This window comes from Roseovarius bejariae (assembly GCF_009669325.1).
Taxonomy (GTDB): Bacteria; Pseudomonadota; Alphaproteobacteria; order Rhodobacterales; family Rhodobacteraceae; genus Roseovarius; species Roseovarius bejariae.
This window is the reverse complement of sequence record NZ_SZWE01000003.1, coordinates 1-17124: the sequence shown is the minus strand read 5'-3', so window position 1 is coordinate 17124 and position 17124 is coordinate 1. Positions and strand designations below refer to the sequence as shown.

The following is a 17124-nucleotide window of genomic DNA, read 5'->3' as shown; positions in this document are numbered from 1 at the left end:
GGTCCGCCATGAGCGACGTTTCCACCGATCCCGCCGCGGTGCTTCCACGCGCAGGCTACGTGTTCGCCCTGCTGAGCGCCGTTTGCTACGGCAGCATCACGACTTTCGCGTCGCTGTCCTATGCGGCGGGGCTCGAGGTCGAACACCTGGTCATATCGCGCGGCGTCATCGTGGCGGTGATCTGTTTCGGGCTGGCCGTAATCGGCGGCCAGTCCCTGTCGCTTGGGCGGATCCGACCGCTTCACCTTGCCGGGCTGGCGCTGGCGTTGGTCGCGACGGCCTTCTGCCAGCTCGGGGCGGTACAGTACATTTCGGTCGGCATGACGGTGATCCTGTTCTTTACCTTCCCGCTCTTCGTGACCTTGCACGACATGCTGACCGGGCGGGTGCGGGCAGGGTACCGCATGTTTCTGGCGCCGGTTCTGGCCTTGGCCGGTATCGCCATCGCGACCGGGCCGGGCACCGTCGGCATGCCCGATCCGAAGGGAGTGGGGCTGGCGCTTCTGGCCGCTATGGCCATGGCGGCATCCATCGTGCTGGCGCAACGCTGCATGGCCACCGCTTCGGTTTTCGGGCTGGGGCTGGCCGGCAACCTGTTGGCGTCAGTGTTGGGGCTGGCGCTTTGGACCGCATCGGGCGACGCGCATTTGCCGGTATTCGAACCGGGGCAGGCCGCGATCGGGCTGGTGACGATGGCCGCCGTCGGCGCGCTCTTCGGAATCGGCATCCTGTTCCAGTTCCGCAGCATCCGAAGCATCGGCAGCACGCCCACCTCCATGACCCTGAACTTCGAACCGGTCGTCACGCTCGCCGTCGCGGCCGTCCTGATCGGAGAGCTGCTGAGCGCGGCCAAGCTGCTTGGCGCCGGTCTCATCATAATGTCGGTCTTCGTGTCGTCGCGCGCGCACCGACAGCCAGCGAATACGAGGATAGCCAAATGACATACACTTCCGTCGATCTGCTAGGCATCGGCTTCGGTCCTGCAGGGATCAGCTTTGCAGCCGCGATCGAAGACCACATCGAAGCCACCGGAACGTCGCCCGTCGGCAGTTTCCGGTTCCTGGAGGCCGGCTCGGATTGCCGCTGGCAGGGCGAATTGCTGTTCCGCCATGCCGATATCAATCACAGTGCGCTGCGCGACCTGGTGACACCGCGGAACCCCCGCAGCTTCTATTCCTTCGCGAACTATCTCAAGAAAAAGGGGCGGCTGTATTCTTTCGGTCTGACCGGACGCCCGGTGAACCGGATCGAATGGTCCGACTATGTCGCCTGGGCCGGGGAGCTGTTGGCGGGCAACACGTCTTTCGGTACCGCCGTGACCGCATTGACTCCGTCGGCCGAGGTTGACGGAAAATGGACCCGCATCCGTGCGCGGACATCGACCGGCGAAGAGATCGAGGCCGGCCGGCTGGTCCTGTCGACCGGGGCGCGGCCCAACATCCCCGAAATCTATCGCCCGCATCTGGGCGCGCGGGTGTTCCATACCGGGGAATTCGCCACACGCGTGAACGCCATCGCCGATCCGTCGACGGTGCGCAGGGTGGCGGTGATCGGATCTGGGATGAGCGCCGGTGAGATCGCATTGGATTTCCGGACGCGCTTTCCCGAATCGGATGTGCACTGCGTGCATCGTTCGCACGGATTCCGGCTGAATGACCTGAGCAACTTTTCCTCGGAAGTCTATTCGCCGGCCGAGACCGACTACGTGCACGGCTTGCCGCGTGAAGCACGCAAGGCGATCCTGGCCGAGTCCTGGCAGACGAACTATGCCGGGCTCGATGCCGACGGCAGCTCGGAACTGTACAACACGATGTATCTCGACGAGGTCGAAGGCCGCCCGCGCATCTTCATGGAAAAACGCACGCACGTCACCGCCGTGGATGTCGAAGGTCAGAATGTGGTGCTGTCGCTCCGCGATCCGCATACCGGCGAGGGCAAGTCGCTGAGCTTTGACCTGGTGGTGATCGCGACCGGGTTCCGGGTCGATCCGATGGCGGGGCCGTTGGGGGACCTGGCCGAACATATCGAGCTTGACGCCGACGGCATGCCCGTCGTGAGCCGCGCCTACAAGGTTGCCACCAAACCGAGCATGGGCGCGGAGATTTACCTGAACGGGCAGTGCGAGCATTCGCACGGGATCAGCGACGCGCAGAGCTTCAGCCTGCTTGCCGATCGGTCCGGCTGGATCCTTGAGGACATGATGGCGCCCGAGATCCGCGCCGCTCCGGCGGTCAGGCAACCTGCCGAGGTCGGTTAGGCGCGTGCCGGTGCCGGTCTTGAACGTGCTTGTTGCCGGTGCGGGGATCAACGGCCTGTTGTCGGCATTCATGCTGACCCGCGCGGGGGCGCGGGTCACGCTCTGTGATGCCGACGACATCCCCAACACCGCCAACGCCTCGCACGGCGCGCACCGGTTGATACACCCGTGGCAGAACGGTGACATGGCGCCGGAAGTCGCCCGCGCACTGGCGCTTTGGCGTGACCTTCTGTCCGAGGTAGACTGTGACGGGTTCGAGGAAACCGGAGTCCTGGTGGCCGGCCCGGGTCCGGTCGGGCACGGTGCGGCAGCCGCGCCGTCCGACCGGTTGCCGGGCAGTGACCGGTTCGCGATGCGGCGGCTGTTTCCGACGTTCGGCGTTCTCATGGCCGCCGAAATCCAGACCGCGCTTGTCCGTTGGCTGGTCTCTCGCGACGTGCGGTTGATGCCACGCGCGGCGGTGACACGGATCGACGCGCAAAGCGGCACGGTTCGGATCGACGGCGCGGGGCAAGAGCGGTTTGACGCGGTCGTTCTGGCCGCCGGGCCGGGGTTGGCCGGATTTGCGGACCAATTCGGTCTGGGGCCGGTCCGCTCATGGCGCTGCCACGTGGTCTATGCCCCGCCGGATGCGCCCGAGGTGCCTGCTGTGGCTTGGGCCGATCTGGGCGGCCGTGACATGTGGGGTATGTCGGCGCTAAGGGGCTATCCGGCGAAATTCGGCTGTGGTGCCCTGAGCCATTCGGCCGGCCGGCCGGGCCCGGATGCGGACGAGGTGCGGAAAGCTTTGGCCGATGCCTACGTCGCGATCCACCCGGTCTACGAATTCCTGTACCGGGGCCGGGTGGCGACGAATGCCTGGACCGCAGTCGACGGCACGCGGCGCCTTCGTCGTCACGGCCGATGCCTTGTCGTCACTTCCGACAACGGCGGAGGCTTCAAATACGCGCCATTGGTCGCTACCGATGTGTGCCGAATGGTCTCCGGGCTCTTAGCAGCCTGAACCGACATAAACGAGGATTGCACAATGACAGCAACAACGCGTCCGCTCCGTCGCGAGGATCACGCCCGCTGGCGCGAGCTTTGGACCGGCTACCTAGAGTTTTACGGATCGTCGGTCCCCGACGAGGTGTATGACACGACGTTCGAACGGCTTTTGGATTCGGAGCGGCCGCAGCAATGCGCCTTTGTCGCCGAGACCGGCGGCGAGGTGATCGGCTTGGTCCACGTGGTCTATCACGCCCACAACTGGCGCGTCGAAGACGTGTGTTACATTCAGGATCTCTATGTCGATCCGAAGGTGCGAAGCACGGGCGCGGGCCGCGCGCTGATCGAAGCGGTCTATGACGCGGCGGATGCCAATGGTACCCCAAGCGTTTACTGGATGACGCAGGATTTCAACGAAACGGCGCGCAAGCTCTATGACCGCATCGCGACCGTGACGCCCTTCATCAAGTACCAGCGCTAGGCTGAGGTGGCGGGTGTAGGTTACCGGGCCGGACGGCACGGGGTAGATTCCGGTAGGGTGTCAGCTTGCACTGTTTACCAATCGACAGGTTGGTATTGGCAGGCTCGACCATCTTGCGCCTCACTTGCCGATCCACGGCTTGAGCTTTCGTGACAAAAAATCGTTGGCGACGGCCAGCTCCCCGATCTTCGCGTGCAGTTCTTTGACTTGCTCCTCGTCGATCTCTGGGGGCTTCTTTCCGCCACGCTCGAACACGCCGGACGCGCCTTCCAGAAGCGCCCGTTTCCAGCTGTGGATCATCGTTGGGTGAACGCCAAACTGGCTCGCCAGCTCAGCAACAGTCCGCTCACCCTTCAAAGCCTCAAGCGCGACTTTCGCTTTGAACTCGGGCGAATGGTTCTTCCGTTTCGACATCTCTGATCTCCTTTTTGTCGAAGATCAGCAGACAACAAATCGTAGCTTACGTCAGTGGGGTAGATTCCGGTAGGGGGCCGGATTGTATCACAAGGCCCTGACGTCCTCTTCTTTTCTTCATTTTAAGAAGCGCTGTGATCACTTTTGTGGCGACGATGGGATCTGACGCGACCTCATCTCTGTTTGTCGCGCTGCAGCGCTTGTTAGGTCAGCCAAATTCCGGCATCTCGGGTTCACGCAAATGCGGTGCCTGCACCGACTGCTCGGCAAGGCCCGCACTTTCACTGTGAGCCGCAAGACCGCTCGACGACATGGTTGGCGAAAGTACACCCTTGGACGCATTGAGAACATCGAGCCAGTCCTTACAGACCTTCTTTGCGCCCTCGACCTGCGATGGCGGCGCAAGACGCGTGGCGCGGGGCAGGAGCCCGGTGAGCCGCCTGTGAAGTGCCTCCCCTGCCGCGTCATTATCGAAGCCTGACAGCGCCTGCAGGCCCTCAGCGAGCTTGAGAAGGGCGGCCTCCGTCTTTGGCCCGAACCCGCCGCCTGTGCTGACGTAGATCGTGTCGTGCCGGTCCTCAAATTCTGCAAGTGCGAGGGCGTCCAGACCACCTTCAAAGATCACCATGCGTGTCGCGGTTTTTGAATTACCGAGGACCGAGACGGTCTTCAGGCCGCCTTTGGCAAAGCGCGCAGCGTTCTTCTGACCATCCTTCTCCCACCGCTGTTCGAACCCCTGAATATCTCCGGTCTCGGGGTTGCGATGCGCGAAGTATATGCCGCCAAAAGCGCCACAGCGCACATCCTCCTGGAAGCGGTGCAGGGTCGCTTTCGAGATGCCCCGATCCTCTGCGTAGGTCCGGTGATCGTCGATATAAGGTGCTTCCTCCCATCGGCGCCGGGCCTCGGTGTGGTCTTGAGGGGTGTCGCCCAGGCGCGGCGCTGCTGGGGGCACGAGCATCGGTGTGTCAGTGCCCATGATCTCGCGGAACGCCTTGCGCGCATCGCCAAGTGTCGATCCCGCATTGTCGGATAGCCAAAGATCGATGACCGATCCGGATGCGCCCGTCTTGTTATTCGTCCAGACCCAGAGCGACCCTTTCCGCGTCGCCTTGATTGTCTCGCCACCGCGCACATAGGTCCGGCGATCCCGGCCCTGCGGGTCGTTATGCCCGTCCTTGTGTTTGGGGTCATAGGACCAGCCACCGCGCGAGGCGATCTCGTTGATGTGGACCGTCCGCATCCGGTCCAACTCGTGATGATCGTTCTCTTTGACCGCTCTTGCGATCCGACGATGTGTGCTACTGCCTCTGCGATCCGCGTCCGGGGCGGCTTGCGGGTTCGAGACGCTCCGGCGATCCGGCAGCTCTGCTTTGATCCGCTTCTCTTCCTGGCGCGCCACAGTCCGCAAGGCCGTCCGGACGGGATCACGCCCGGGGCCGATGGCATCGATCACGGCTCTGACCTCGGCGGTCCTGACATCGACCCGGGCTGCGGCCTCTGCCCGCTCCGCGTCATTCACCCGGATCCCCTGCTTGCGGTCTACAGTGGCCTCATGGGCCGCTTGCTGCCCGGCCCGGGCCTCGGCCTCGATCCGGCACTGTTGGCGCTCCAGCCGGTCCAGGATCGCATCACACTGCGTCTGAATGTCCTGCGGGGCACCATGCACGGGGAGACCTGCACGGGCGGCCTCGAGAGACGCAAGACGCACGAAGTCAGGTGAACCGGAGAACTTCACCGAGGACCACCCCTTGGCTTTTGCGATCGCGATCATGGCCGCGCGCGTCTCGTGGGTGCTACGCGATGTCGAGAGACGGCTGCCATGATCGACCAATGTTGCGTTATCCCGGAACGTGATCTGAGGAGGCACATCCTGCAGATCGACAAAACGTATTGCGTCAGACACGGCGGGATTGAGATGGAGATCGCAGTAGATGCGGCGCAAGAGCGTCAGCTTGAACGCCGATGATGCGGTCGCTTTGCGGTCCTCTTTCCAGACCACCCCGGATATGCTTTCGATGCCCTTGTGATCCTCTTTGAGATCATTGACGTATGCGCCTTCCGGATCTTTATATGCCCCAAGGGCGGCCACCATCTTACGGATGGAAAACTTCGATCCGAACGCTGACGCTTTTGCGAATTCGTCGCTTCCCAGAATGCCGATCCGCGCGCCGGACCCCGCCTTGTAATAGCGCAACCCAAGCTCTCCGAGGGCCGCGTGAAGACCCTCCCAGTCCTGCGCGGTACCAACGACCTGTGCAAATCGAGCCTTCAGAGCGGCCGGGATGCTGTGCTCGAATGTCTCGATCCCGGTTGATTTCTCAAACTTTCGGGCGCCGGAGGTTTTTGGCCTCTGCCCGGCGTCCCGGGCAGCCTTCTTCTTGTCCCAGGCCGCCGGGTTGGGCTTCAACTCGACCGCGCCATCGGCAGACACATCGAACACGAACCGGCCCCGGTCATGTGACCAGCCTTGTGCCAGCTCGATTTCCCGGCAGGCCTTCTCGATCCGAAGATGGTCGTTGGATTTCGACCATACCTTTCCGGTGATGGGGTGAACCGTGTTGCAGACCAGATGCACATGCCGCCGCATCGTGTCGTGATGTGTCCCGATGACGATCTGATGTTCCTCCAGCCCGAGGCTTCGGATCATATGGTCGGCCGCCGCGACCATCTGGTCATCCGTCGGCTGCTCCAGCTCATGCCAACTGAGGACCAAATGGTAATATGGTTTCCGGACTCTGCTGTTCAGCTCTGACGTGAGGCGCATGTCCCCAGCCGCGTTCTGCCAGTCGCGTGAGGCGAGGTTGCGCAGTGCGACCCGGGTGGCCTTGCCGCAGACATATGCCACGCCGGGCTTGAAGGCATCTGCGCCGCCACCGGACCCTTTCTCCCCTTCTTTCTTGATGGCCTCGCCGATCATGCCAGCAGGGCCCGGATTAGCGCGGTGGCGGCCTCAACCGCGATGCGCGCCTGATCGATTACCCGAAGATCGTCAGCCGACACCGCGGTGAGGCGCCCTGCATTTACGGCGTATGTAAGCTGGTTGAGGTTTGAACCCTGCTTTCCCAGCTCGCCGTGGATGCGCAGGAGGTCATGGCGCTCGCGGCGATCAAAGCCTGCATCGCCGGAGATCAGAGCGCCGTGGAACTCGCGGTGGTCTTCGTACCCTGCCTTGCGCGCCCGCGCGATGAACCCGGCCAGTTCCTCATCATCCACCCGCTGCTGAAGGAGGTTGTGCCGCCTCCGGCGGTTTGACCTCTGCTTTCCGTCTCCTGCGCGTGCCATGCCTGCTCAACCCCAATTTAGTCCTCTTTCGTTTTTATGACCCCGCCCTGAAAATCCCTAACGCACACCTTCTCCCCTAACGCCCATAGCTGATCCCGCCGACGCCATCCGGCGGAGAAGGAGATCAGCCCATTACCGCTGAACGAAGCACACGATGGAGCCATCCCGGGCCCGACCGGGCGGCTCGGCGCAGATACCGCGCGCGTCGAGGACGACATACGTGCCCCAAGCTGCGGCAGCGGCGAGACAGGCGGCACTGAGTGCGCCGACAACGGCCGCGACAATAAGTTGCCGTCGGGAGATGTGATCGGCCGTGGTAATCGATTTCTGCGCCGAGGCCCGGGCGATCTTGTCGGATGCCTCCTCGATGATCCGTGCGATGGCCTTCCTGGCTTCGGCTGCCGCTATCGGCCCGGCGCGGTCCGGAATGTCGTTCATTGCGTCCAGGACGCGCTGGACGTCGCGCAAGGAGGCGACCCGGCCCGCTCTGATCGCGCGGTCATAGTGATCGAGCACTAGGATTACAGGCCAGAGCTCGTCGCGAGGGGAAAGCCCCAGCCCCGCCTTGACCGCCATCAGGCGCGCGCGGTCTTGCTCCGTTGGTGCGCGGCGGTAGATCTGGGTGAACAGGTCTTCCGGAAGGCCGGTCATTCAAGTAGCCCTGCGATCTTCATCTGTTCGGACCACGACCGGACCGCTGCCTTTACGCGCATCTTCTGGAGCATGGAAAGCTTATCCGAGGTCTGCGCCGTGATCAGGTTGAGGCCAGCGTTCTCAAGACTGTCATTCACTCTGGGGTCGAGCCGGACCATGTCGATAACGGCGGCCCCGCGCGCTTCGAGATCGGCTTTGACCTTGGTCGTGTCGAACAATGTGAAATCGCGGTCCTCGCGCCAGTTGCGCACGATGATCCAGCGCGTAGCGTCCGGTAGGGCTGCCAGTTCATCCTTGAGCGCCACGAGCGGCGACCGGGTCTGATCGATGACGAAGATGATGGTCAGTTCGGCCTCGATTTCCGACAAGAGCAGTTCGAGGCTGAACCCGTCCTCGGAAGCACCGTCCTCGGTCAGCCTCTCCGTGACGTCAGAGCCGCGCGCGGGAAGATCAATTAGGACATCGCCGGGACTTTCCGCAATGATGTCAAAGAGGGCATCGCGGCCAGCGGGGGTCATGACGTTGATACAGTGAACATCCAGTTCACCGTTTTGGAAGGCGGCGTGAAGGCCCGGGTTTTTATTGTCGCCATCGATCAGGGTGACCGGTTCTTTGGCTTGGAGCATCACGGCGGCCATGCGCTTTGCGACCTCGGTTTTGCCGACGCCCCCCTTGTCGCCGTGTATGAAAAAAATACGCTTCATAGTTCACCTCCTTGATCACGAAAATCCGATGCGGGGTCCTCTTTCTGAACCTTTGTTCTCCCCTTGTTGGGGGTGGTCTGTATCTTTGTTTCTGCGGTACTGACCCGGCGCGTCCATGACCTGGTCGGCGCAATTCCGGCCTGGGTCCGAGCGCGGCGAACGTATGTTTTGAATGTGTTCATGTTGAGCTGTTCGCCGTCCGGAAGGGTCTTGTTGAGTTCCGCGCAGATCTCCTCCAGAGAGAACCCAGCCGTCATCTTTGCGTGGATGTCCTGGATCAGGCTGGTGACAAAATCAGCCCTCGTCAGCTTTTTCTCCCGCCGCGTCGACATGGATTTGAGGGCTGACTTTGCCTCCTTTAGATGTTCTCGTTTAAGTGCCATTGTGTTATCCTCATGCTACGCGCCGAGTATCTTTCATGACCGTGAAAATACGAAAATAAATCTCCAGAATCCCCTTCCCTGATCACCCGATCCTTAGCAGGGTATGGCGACGGTAAACCGTCCCCCCTGATCCTGCAGCGGCGGCGACACGGAGGTGTCTTCTTCTCGCAGGATGGTGCAACTTGTCGGCGCCGGGGGCTTCTCCGCGGTGCGTTTGGGGCAGTAGGGGAAGAGAGAATAACACAAGGAGAAACAGGTCTTGTACCGATGGACCGGGAGATGGGCTTCGGCGGGCACCATTTTGGGGCAGACCCTAGATGACGCCCTAAGCGTGATCTCTGTGCCGTTTAACGATGTCAGTGACGGTGTTTTTGGAAATGCCGAGATCGCGCGCAATCCATCGGTATGATCTGCCGTCTTGAACGGCCTGCAGCACCTTCGGGGCTAGCTTATCAGACTTGGGTCGCTGTCCCGGCTGTCGCCCAAGCTTTTTGCCGCGGGCCCGTGCAGCGGCGAGACCGGATTTCACACGCTCGCTGAGAAGGTCGCGCTCGAACTGGGCAATCCCTGCGAGCATTGTGGCCATCATCCGCCCATGTGGCGTGTCGAGTTCGAAGGTCATGCCGTTCATAGCCACGACCGAGACCTTCCAGCCTGCGAGCCGATTGAGGGTATCGAGCAGGTCCTGAGTGGAGCGCCCCCACCGGGAAAGCTCGCTGACCAGAATGGCGTCTATATGCCGGGCCTGCGCGAGATTGAGGATCTGATTGCGGGCGGCGCGATTGGCTGAGGCCCCGGAGGCCGTTTCCTTGAACATGCCGACAACGTCATAGCCGCCGCGTTCCGCAAATGCGGTCAGTTCCGCGACCTGCCGCTCACAGGACTGATCAGAAGTAGAAACTCTGGCGTAGATGGCTGCACGGTTGTTCATATCCTATCGCTCTGCTGCTTGAGGATGTGTCCCAGTTGAACCCCCTCGGAATTTGGCCTTGCAAGCCTTTGATATTGCTGGTGCGGATTTTGTCCTGAACAGACTAATGACTAACAAGGACAACCCCACATGCCAAGACGCTCTATTCTGACCGCGCGCCAACGTGCGGCGCTGTTCGATCTGCCAACAGACGAAGCCACCATCCTCTACCACTACACACTGGCGGACGATGACCTCGAATTCATTCGAACCCGTCGCCATGCACGCAATCGCCTCGGCTTTGCCCTTCAGCTTTGTGCGTTCCGGTATCCTGGCCGACTGCTGGCGTCGGGTGAAGTCATTCCGGAGGCCGTCAGTCGCTTCATCGCCGCACAGCTTGGCGAAGAGATGGAAGAGCTTTCCCATTACGCCGAGACCGACGTAACGCGGCGAAGGCATCTGGTCGACTTGCGTCAGGTCTATGGCTTCAGGATGTTCTCCGGTCACCGCGCACGCGAGCTGAAGGCCTGGCTGGCGGGTGAGGCAGAGAACGCGACCACCAATCATGATTTGGCCTGCCGGTTGGTCGATGAGTGCCGCCAGACCAAAACTGTCCTGCCGGGTATATCCGTCATCGAGCGCCTCTGCGCGGATGCGCTTGTCGCGGCGGAACGCCAGATCGACAGCACCATCGTAGCCCGGCTGGAGGAGCCGATGAAAGCCCGCCTTGATGCCCTGCTTACGGATATGGTCGAGGGCAAGGTCAGCCGGTTCGTCTGGCTGCGCCAATTCGAGGTGGGTCAGAACTCGGCCGATGCCACCCGCCTGCTCGACCGGCTGGAATTCCTGCAGGAGATAAACCTTTCGACTGATATCCTCGCGGGGGTTCCACCCCATCGGGTGACCCGCCTGCAACGTCAGGGGGAACGCTATTTTGCCGATGGCCTCCGCGACATCAGTAGTAATCGCCGACTGGCCATCATCGCGGTCTGCGTGATCGCATGGCGTGCGGCGCTTGCAGATGCAGTGATCGAGACCCACGACCGGATTGTCGGCAGGACATGGCAGGGGGCCAAAAAGCTCTGCGAGGCCAAGATCGTTGACGCAAAGACGGCGGTGCAGGACACCCTGCGCGCCTTCAAGTCCCTTGGTGCCGCCTTGCTCGACGCCAGAAGCGATGGCGCGCCCTTGGATCAGGCGACGGAGCTGGCCTGCGGGTGGGAGCGGCTTGAAGGGTTGGTTGCCACCGCCGCCGAGCTGACCGACACGATGGCCGCTGACCCCTTGGCCCATGTTGGCCAAGGCTATCACCGGTTCCGGCGCTATGCCCCGCGCATGCTGCGCACGTTGGGTATCCAGGCGGCGGGTGCCACTGCGTCCTTGCTGCAGGCCAGTACGTTGATCGCGGACGATCAGAGACCCGGGGAACGACCGGTTGGCTTCCTGCGGCGCGGCTCCAAATGGCATCGCCATCTGAATGCCCAGGAGGAAGATGGCCACCGCCTCTGGGAAGTGGCGGTGTTGTTCCATCTGCGGGAAGCGTTCCGCTCTGGCGATGTCTGGGTGCCTCACTCCCGGCGCTACAGCGATCTGAATCAGGCTTTTGTTCCCGCCGAGGCGGTGAAGGACATATCAGGACTGGCCGTGCCGCTTGATCCGGAAGCCTGGCTTTCTGACCGCAAGGCACGCATGACCGACGGCCTGGCGCGGTTGGCCAAGGCGGCGCGTGCCGGAGCCATCCCCGGTGGATCGATCGAAAACGGTATCCTGAAACTCGACCGCCTGAGCGCTGCGGTGCCGGACGAGGCGGACGAGCTGGTGCTCGATCTCTACGACCGACTGCCCGCCATACGGATCACCGAGCTGATGCAGGAGGTCGATGCGGATATCGGCTTCACGGAAACCTTCATCAGTGCGCAAACCGGCGCTCCCTGCAAAGACCAGATCGGCATGCTGACGGTGTTGTTGGCTGAGGGTTTGAACCTCGGGCTCAGCAAGATGGCCGAGGCAACCAATACCCATGATTACTTCCAGCTTTCCCGTCTGTCACGATGGCATGTGGAAAGCGACGCCATCAATCAGGCCCTCGCCATGGTGATCGAGGCGCAATCCCGGCTGCCCATGGCAAGGTTTTGGGGCGGTGGCATGACCGCCTCCAGCGACGGGCAATTCTTCCCCGCCGCTCGGCAGGGCGAATCCATGAACCTCATCAACGCGAAATACGGCTCCGAGCCGGGGCTTAAAGCCTACACCCATGTCTCCGATCAGTTCGGCCCTTTCGCGACCCAGAACATTCCCGCCACCGTGAGCGAGGCACCCTACATCCTGGACGGGCTGTTGATGAACGAGGCGGGGCGGAAGATCACAGAGCAATATGCTGACACCGGCGGGTTCACCGATCACGTCTTTGCCGTAACCTCGCTGCTTGGGTTCCGGTTCATCCCGCGTATCCGTGACCTGCCATCCAGACGGATCTACCTCTTCGACCCGGCGTCAGCGCCAAACGAATTGCGCAGCCTGATCGGTGGCAAGATCCGCGAGGGCGTTGTGGTCCAGAACTGGCCCGGTGTGCTGCGGTCTGCCGCCACGATGGTGACGGGTGTCATACCGCCCAGTCAGTTGCTCAAGAAGTTCGCCGCCTATCCGCGCCAGCACGAGTTAGCTCTGGCGCTCCGCGAAATCGGCCGCGTCGAGCGCACCCTCTTCATCATCGAGTGGCTCCTCGACGCCGACATGCAGCGGCGGGCCCAGATTGGCCTGAATAAGGGCGAGGCACATCACGCTCTGAAAAACGCCCTGCGCATCGGGCGGCAGGGCGAAATCCGGGATCGTACCGCTGAAGGGCAGCACTACCGCATGGCCGGTCTCAACCTGCTCGCTGCCATTATCATCTACTGGAACACCAAGCACCTCGGTCAGGCCGTCGCTGCGCGGCAGCGGGCCGGGCGGAATTGCGCCCCCGCTCTGCTGGCGCATATCTCCCCGCTCGGATGGGCCCACATCCTGCTCACCGGCGAATACCGGTGGCGGCGGTAAGCCGGGGTGAAGTTGTGAAGTAATCACCCCCAATTTCTTGCCACCTTCACAGCCACGAAACGGGCGCACCACGCTCATCACCACAATGAAGGCAACCACAGGGCTCAAATTGAAGGGGTGTAGGGGGCGTCAGAGCCTTGTGATACAATCCTGCCCCCTACCGGAATCCACCCCTCAGTGTCCGAGATTCAGGGGGTAGCTCAGGTGATCGGCCATCATGACCTCTCGCGCGGGACCATTCTCGGCCGGTGAGGGTAGGTCGTCGAGGCTGGGGTAATTTTCTGGTTCGGTAAACTGATCGGGGAAGTTCATCTCCTTCGGTGCTGGAAGCACGATCGCTTGGTTTCGTTTCTACTGCTCAGCCTGGCAAATGGATTGTCTACCGTTGTCCATCATCGGGCCTGACCAGATCCATGAAATTGACATCCAACGCCTGTGACAGTTCGTACAGCGTTATGATGGTCGGGTTGCGCCGGCCCTGTTCCAGTCCGCTTAAATACTGCTGACTGAACCCGGAGCGCTCTTCCAGCTGCTCCTGCGTCAGACCCTTTTCCTTTCTCAAGCGGGCAAAGTTCCGCCCGATCAGCTTGCGCATATCCATGCACAAGCTGATCGCCGGTTACATACTTTAATGTTATCAACTAAAATATGTATACTGATCAAGAGAACCGATGTGAACCCGCGTCAGAAGCTCGTTTTGGCAAAACATTTTTGGAGAAGCCCGTGCATTCAGTCCCATACATCTCAAAACGTCAGCTCGTAGCCCTGATCGAGGACGGCTACGCGATCGACGTGGTCTCGCTGGCGAACGCTGGAAAAACCTCAGCCGTCTGGTATGGCGAATGGGTGATCCAGGTGCCCGAGCAGCGCGGGGAGACGGAACGCTTCCTTGTGGCGACAGGGCGCGGCACGGCACCGAAGATGCGGATCTGCAAGACGACGAATGGGGTTGTCTCCCTGATGCACGAGTTGGGCTTCCGCGATATTTGCATTCCGATGGAGGAAGGCGGCTCGGCCTCGCACTGTCTGGGCAAGGCACCCGCTGCTACCGGCGGAAAAACCCTCTCGGCCGAGCCTGACGCCCCCGTCTCCCTCGATGCCGTGAAATCCGGACTGCTGTGTCTGTCGTATCATGGCTTCGTCTCCGCGCGGCAGGCCCCCGAGCTGGTCGAGGCAGGTTATGCCAGGCCGATTACGCTGCATGTCCTGCCAGATGGCGACTACTGGCACAGGATGGAGGGCATAGCCCTGACGAAAGCCGGTGAGGCCACGGTCAGGATGGTGGATGAGTTGGAAAACATCATGCCGCTCGATGCGGGCGCCATCCCCGAGTGGGAACGGGTCGTGACGGAATACTATATCGAAGAGCAGGCTTTTCTGGGTGTTTACGCCTCCCGCATCACTTGCGCGAAAAACTGGTATACTGGTGATGAGCCACCCGAGGTCAGGCGGATCGCACAACCGCCGGTGCGGATGCAGCTGAAACCGCGCCGCCAGCGGCGCGCGTAACACAGGAGGACCAACCGATGAGCCATACCCCGATAGTCAGGGACTTCGCGCGCGAGCGGCAACTGGAACGCTGGAAAGGCTATGGCTACCTCTTCGGCACGTTCTGCGTCATCGCCGGCAGCACCATCGCCGTCGCCGCCATCGTCGGACCGCCGATGCAGGAAAGACGCGCCGCTGCGCAACACTACTGCGGTCAGCTCGCCGCGCAGGTGGTGACGGGCGATCTGACGCTGAAGCGCTACATGGTGACAGACTGTCCTCTGACGACCCTTGCGGCAACCGAAGGGCTCGATCTCTGAAAGGGGGAGGCTGGTGCCCGTTGGCCCCGGGCAAAACGGGGATCGCGGACGGGCGTCTTCAAACCGGTGAAGAACAGCAGGGCACTTTTGAAGGCACACGCACAGAGGCTAAAGGGTAGGCATGGTCGATATCACAATAGAATTGTCGGACGATGTTTACGAACGCCTTGTTGCCGTCGCGGCCTCTGGCGAGATCGAACCTGAACACCTCGTTCGTCAAATCATCGCCGTCGGGCTTGGGGTAAACACCTCTTCGAAAGAGGAGCCGCTTTCGAGCGTTCTGCTCCGAAACCGTCCCGAGGATCTTTTGAGCTTGGCCGAGGCCGGACCTGTCTTCGTCAGAGACATGGACCACGGCGATTTTGTCCTCATCACCAACGAACGTTATGAACAAGGCAGCTCTTCGACCTGACGGCGCGCGCCTCGTCACCTGGAGGTTTTGGGGGCTGTCTGCCCCCTGCCCTGCGGGCATTCCCCCGAGGATGTATGGGGGAAGATGAAGGCGAGAAGGTCGAGCGAGACGGGAAACTTTCAGCCGACAGAAAAGCCGCCTTCCGCCAGATAACCGATGGACCGGCCGCGGGCGCATCGGCCGGTCATGGAGCCAGGGCGGCCGCGGCCTATTCGGGAAATCCGTCGTCCGGCTTCCAGTCTGCCGGAGGGACCAGACCGGGCAGCGCCCGTTCACCGTTCTCAATCCGACGCTTGTTCTCGGTCATCCATTGCGCCTTGGCGCGCTGAATGCCCAAAGCTTCTGGAGTGTAGATGAAAAGGCTCAGCGGACCGGTCCAGCGGCCATAACCTTCAAGATCGGCATCGACTTCGATGGTCAACCGGCCATCGTTCAGCTCGGTTTTGGGCACGCTTACGCCGCGAACGCGCCGGACGAAGGGAATTGGCGGATGGCTTTCGGTACGGTCTCCAAGTTTGGGCGGTGCCGGGATACACGCAAGTCGGATGAGTTCACATGTCACCAGAGCTTCGAACCAGGTCGAGCCGCGCAACGTATCGTAAAGCTCGGACAGGTGGCTTCCGCCATCCATGTCGGCGAACCAGGTGCCCGGTGGTTGTTCCAGCGCCATCTCGAAACACTGCACCCAGTATTCAGCACCCGAGATCAGCTCGCCCGTTTGGCGGCACATCCCGGCAAGATCGGTTGCCGCCAAACGGGGCGCTTCAGGTTGCCAGCGGAAGGTCATCTGCCATGCTGCTCCTTCGCGTTCGACACCGGGCGCACTGTCAAGAAGACCGCCCAAGCCGAGTTCGCTCAGGAGAACATAGCGAGAAAGGTGGGGATGCGCTTCGAAGCGATTGACGAAGGCGAGGAGATCGTCCGCTGATCCTTCAAGAAAAAAGGTCAACCTGACGACCAAGCAGGAAGCGTCGGACCTGACGACTTGTCCCCCGGCCACGATGGCAGGGCCAATGGCGATGAGTCCGACAGCCGTTTCGACCTGTGTTCCCAAGCGAACGAATTCGGTGTGATTGCGACGGATGTGCTTCAGGGTGTGCGCGGGAAACCGCACTTCGTCCCGATCGACTATCCCGTCGCAGATGCGGCAAAGCCAGATAGCATTCTCGATCCCGGACCGCTGTTCCGGGGTCAGCGATGGATCGTACCGCCTGGCACCGCGTCCCGGCGCTGCTGCCGTGATATGCGCCGCGATGCCGATATTTGTGACCGCGTGAGGACCTTCGTCGCTTGGGCCGATTGTCGGCGTCTTGCACATCGAGCAGCGGTGTCCCGCGCGTCCGGCCAATGCCCGTTTGACCCGCTCCGGAAAATCGTCCCGGTTCGTCAATGCGTCAGACCGCGCCGCTCGACTTCGCCGGTCGCGAGCTTCCTGTTCTCGAACTCGATGTCGACAATCTCGGAAAGCACCTCGCGCACCGCGTCGCCGTGAGCAACCGCGTGTTCCGGGTCGGACTGCATGTAGGCCTTGGTGGCGTAGAGACGGTCCAACGGGTTTTCCAGGAAACTGTCGAAAGCACTGGCCTCGCCGCGTCTGACGGCCGAGAGCCTGTCTTTTCCCAGAACCTCCTCCACTTCCCGCCGGAAGGCTTCACGATCCGGTTCGGCCGTTTCCCTCTGTTCCGATGGTTCCAGCTTCTCATAGGCGACGGTGCGCGCGATATCAGGGAAGTTCGAGATATCGAGAGGTTTTATATCCGTCACCGGCTTCTCTTGCCCTTTGGGGACACGCG

At 61.7% G+C, this 17124-nt stretch carries 17 protein-coding genes and 1 pseudogene; 8 read left to right on the top strand and 10 right to left on the bottom strand.

Translation table 11 applies throughout. From position 1 onward, the window contains the following. The first annotated feature begins 8 nt into the window (after positions 1 to 8). From FDP25_RS16880 to FDP25_RS16865, 4 genes are read left to right on the top strand one after another with little or no spacing between them, the layout of a single operon-like run. Entirely contained in the window at positions 9 to 941 is a 933-nt protein-coding gene (locus FDP25_RS16880) for a DMT family transporter (RefSeq protein WP_154155198.1), read from the top strand. Continuing rightward, positions 938 to 2257, top strand: coding sequence for a SidA/IucD/PvdA family monooxygenase (locus tag FDP25_RS16875; RefSeq protein ID WP_154155194.1), 1320 nt, complete (start codon positions 938 to 940; stop codon positions 2255 to 2257). The genes FDP25_RS16880 and FDP25_RS16875 overlap by 4 nt, the downstream gene beginning before the upstream one ends. Before the next feature lie 10 nt (positions 2258 to 2267). Next, positions 2268 to 3260: an FAD-dependent oxidoreductase gene (locus FDP25_RS16870; RefSeq protein WP_154155191.1), complete on the top strand. Its 993-nt coding sequence runs from the start codon at positions 2268 to 2270 to the stop codon at positions 3258 to 3260. Positions 3261 to 3284: 24 nt separating this feature from the next. Then, a complete protein-coding gene (locus FDP25_RS16865) occupies positions 3285 to 3725 on the top strand; it encodes a GNAT family N-acetyltransferase (RefSeq protein ID WP_154155188.1) in 441 nt (146 codons plus the stop codon). Positions 3726 to 3845: 120 nt separating this feature from the next. Here the strand turns inward: FDP25_RS16865 and FDP25_RS16860 are convergent, their stop codons facing one another. From FDP25_RS16860 to FDP25_RS16830, 7 genes are all read right to left on the bottom strand, one after another. Continuing rightward, the gene (locus FDP25_RS16860; RefSeq protein WP_154155186.1) at positions 3846 to 4139 is read right to left on the bottom strand and encodes a transposase; all 294 of its coding nucleotides are present in this window, start codon (positions 4137 to 4139) and stop codon (positions 3846 to 3848) included. A gap of 208 nt (positions 4140 to 4347) precedes the next feature. After that, entirely contained in the window at positions 4348 to 7059 is a 2712-nt protein-coding gene (locus FDP25_RS16855) for a relaxase/mobilization nuclease domain-containing protein (RefSeq protein WP_154155183.1), read from the bottom strand. Further along, a complete protein-coding gene (locus tag FDP25_RS16850; protein WP_154155181.1) occupies positions 7056 to 7424 on the bottom strand; it encodes a hypothetical protein in 369 nt (122 codons plus the stop codon). Before FDP25_RS16850 ends, FDP25_RS16855 begins: the two co-directional genes overlap by 4 nt. A gap of 132 nt (positions 7425 to 7556) precedes the next feature. Then, the gene (locus tag FDP25_RS16845; RefSeq protein ID WP_154155178.1) at positions 7557 to 8075 is read right to left on the bottom strand and encodes a hypothetical protein; all 519 of its coding nucleotides are present in this window, start codon (positions 8073 to 8075) and stop codon (positions 7557 to 7559) included. Continuing rightward, complete coding sequence (locus tag FDP25_RS16840) at positions 8072 to 8782, bottom strand: nucleotide-binding protein (protein ID WP_154155176.1); 711 nt, start codon at positions 8780 to 8782, stop codon at positions 8072 to 8074. Before FDP25_RS16840 ends, FDP25_RS16845 begins: the two co-directional genes overlap by 4 nt. Next, positions 8779 to 9165 carry a hypothetical protein gene (locus tag FDP25_RS16835; RefSeq protein ID WP_154155173.1) on the bottom strand — a complete coding sequence of 129 codons (387 nt, stop codon included), beginning with the start codon at positions 9163 to 9165 and terminating at the stop codon, positions 8779 to 8781. The genes FDP25_RS16840 and FDP25_RS16835 overlap by 4 nt, the downstream gene beginning before the upstream one ends. A 325-nt stretch (positions 9166 to 9490) precedes the next feature. Further along, positions 9491 to 10096, bottom strand: a complete 606-nt coding sequence (locus tag FDP25_RS16830) for a recombinase family protein (RefSeq protein WP_154155170.1) — start codon at positions 10094 to 10096, stop codon at positions 9491 to 9493. 129 nt (positions 10097 to 10225) lie between these two features. On the opposite strand from FDP25_RS16830, the gene FDP25_RS16825 reads away from it, so the two are divergent. After that, entirely contained in the window at positions 10226 to 13111 is a 2886-nt protein-coding gene (locus FDP25_RS16825; protein ID WP_154155167.1) for a Tn3 family transposase, read from the top strand. A 379-nt stretch (positions 13112 to 13490) separates the two neighbouring features. Here FDP25_RS16825 and FDP25_RS16820 read toward each other — a convergent pair whose 3' ends face one another. Continuing rightward, positions 13491 to 13712, bottom strand: coding sequence for a helix-turn-helix domain-containing protein (locus FDP25_RS16820; protein WP_154155164.1), 222 nt, complete (start codon positions 13710 to 13712; stop codon positions 13491 to 13493). Positions 13713 to 13834: 122 nt separating this feature from the next. Between FDP25_RS16820 and FDP25_RS16815 the strand changes: the two genes are divergently transcribed. From FDP25_RS16815 to FDP25_RS16805, 3 genes are all read left to right on the top strand, one after another. Then, positions 13835 to 14620, top strand: a complete 786-nt coding sequence (locus FDP25_RS16815) for a hypothetical protein (protein WP_154155161.1) — start codon at positions 13835 to 13837, stop codon at positions 14618 to 14620. A gap of 17 nt (positions 14621 to 14637) precedes the next feature. Next, complete coding sequence (locus tag FDP25_RS16810) at positions 14638 to 14919, top strand: hypothetical protein (RefSeq protein WP_154155158.1); 282 nt, start codon at positions 14638 to 14640, stop codon at positions 14917 to 14919. 121 nt (positions 14920 to 15040) lie between these two features. After that, a complete protein-coding gene (locus FDP25_RS16805; RefSeq protein WP_154155155.1) occupies positions 15041 to 15331 on the top strand; it encodes a hypothetical protein in 291 nt (96 codons plus the stop codon). A gap of 208 nt (positions 15332 to 15539) precedes the next feature. Here FDP25_RS16805 and FDP25_RS16800 read toward each other — a convergent pair whose 3' ends face one another. Together FDP25_RS16800 and FDP25_RS16795 are read right to left on the bottom strand one after the other, a co-directional pair. Beyond that, the gene (locus FDP25_RS16800) at positions 15540 to 16649 is read right to left on the bottom strand and encodes a hypothetical protein (protein ID WP_172982838.1); all 1110 of its coding nucleotides are present in this window, start codon (positions 16647 to 16649) and stop codon (positions 15540 to 15542) included. A gap of 68 nt (positions 16650 to 16717) precedes the next feature. Beyond that, positions 16718 to 17124, bottom strand: a pseudogene (locus tag FDP25_RS16795) (hypothetical protein); the annotation flags it as partial.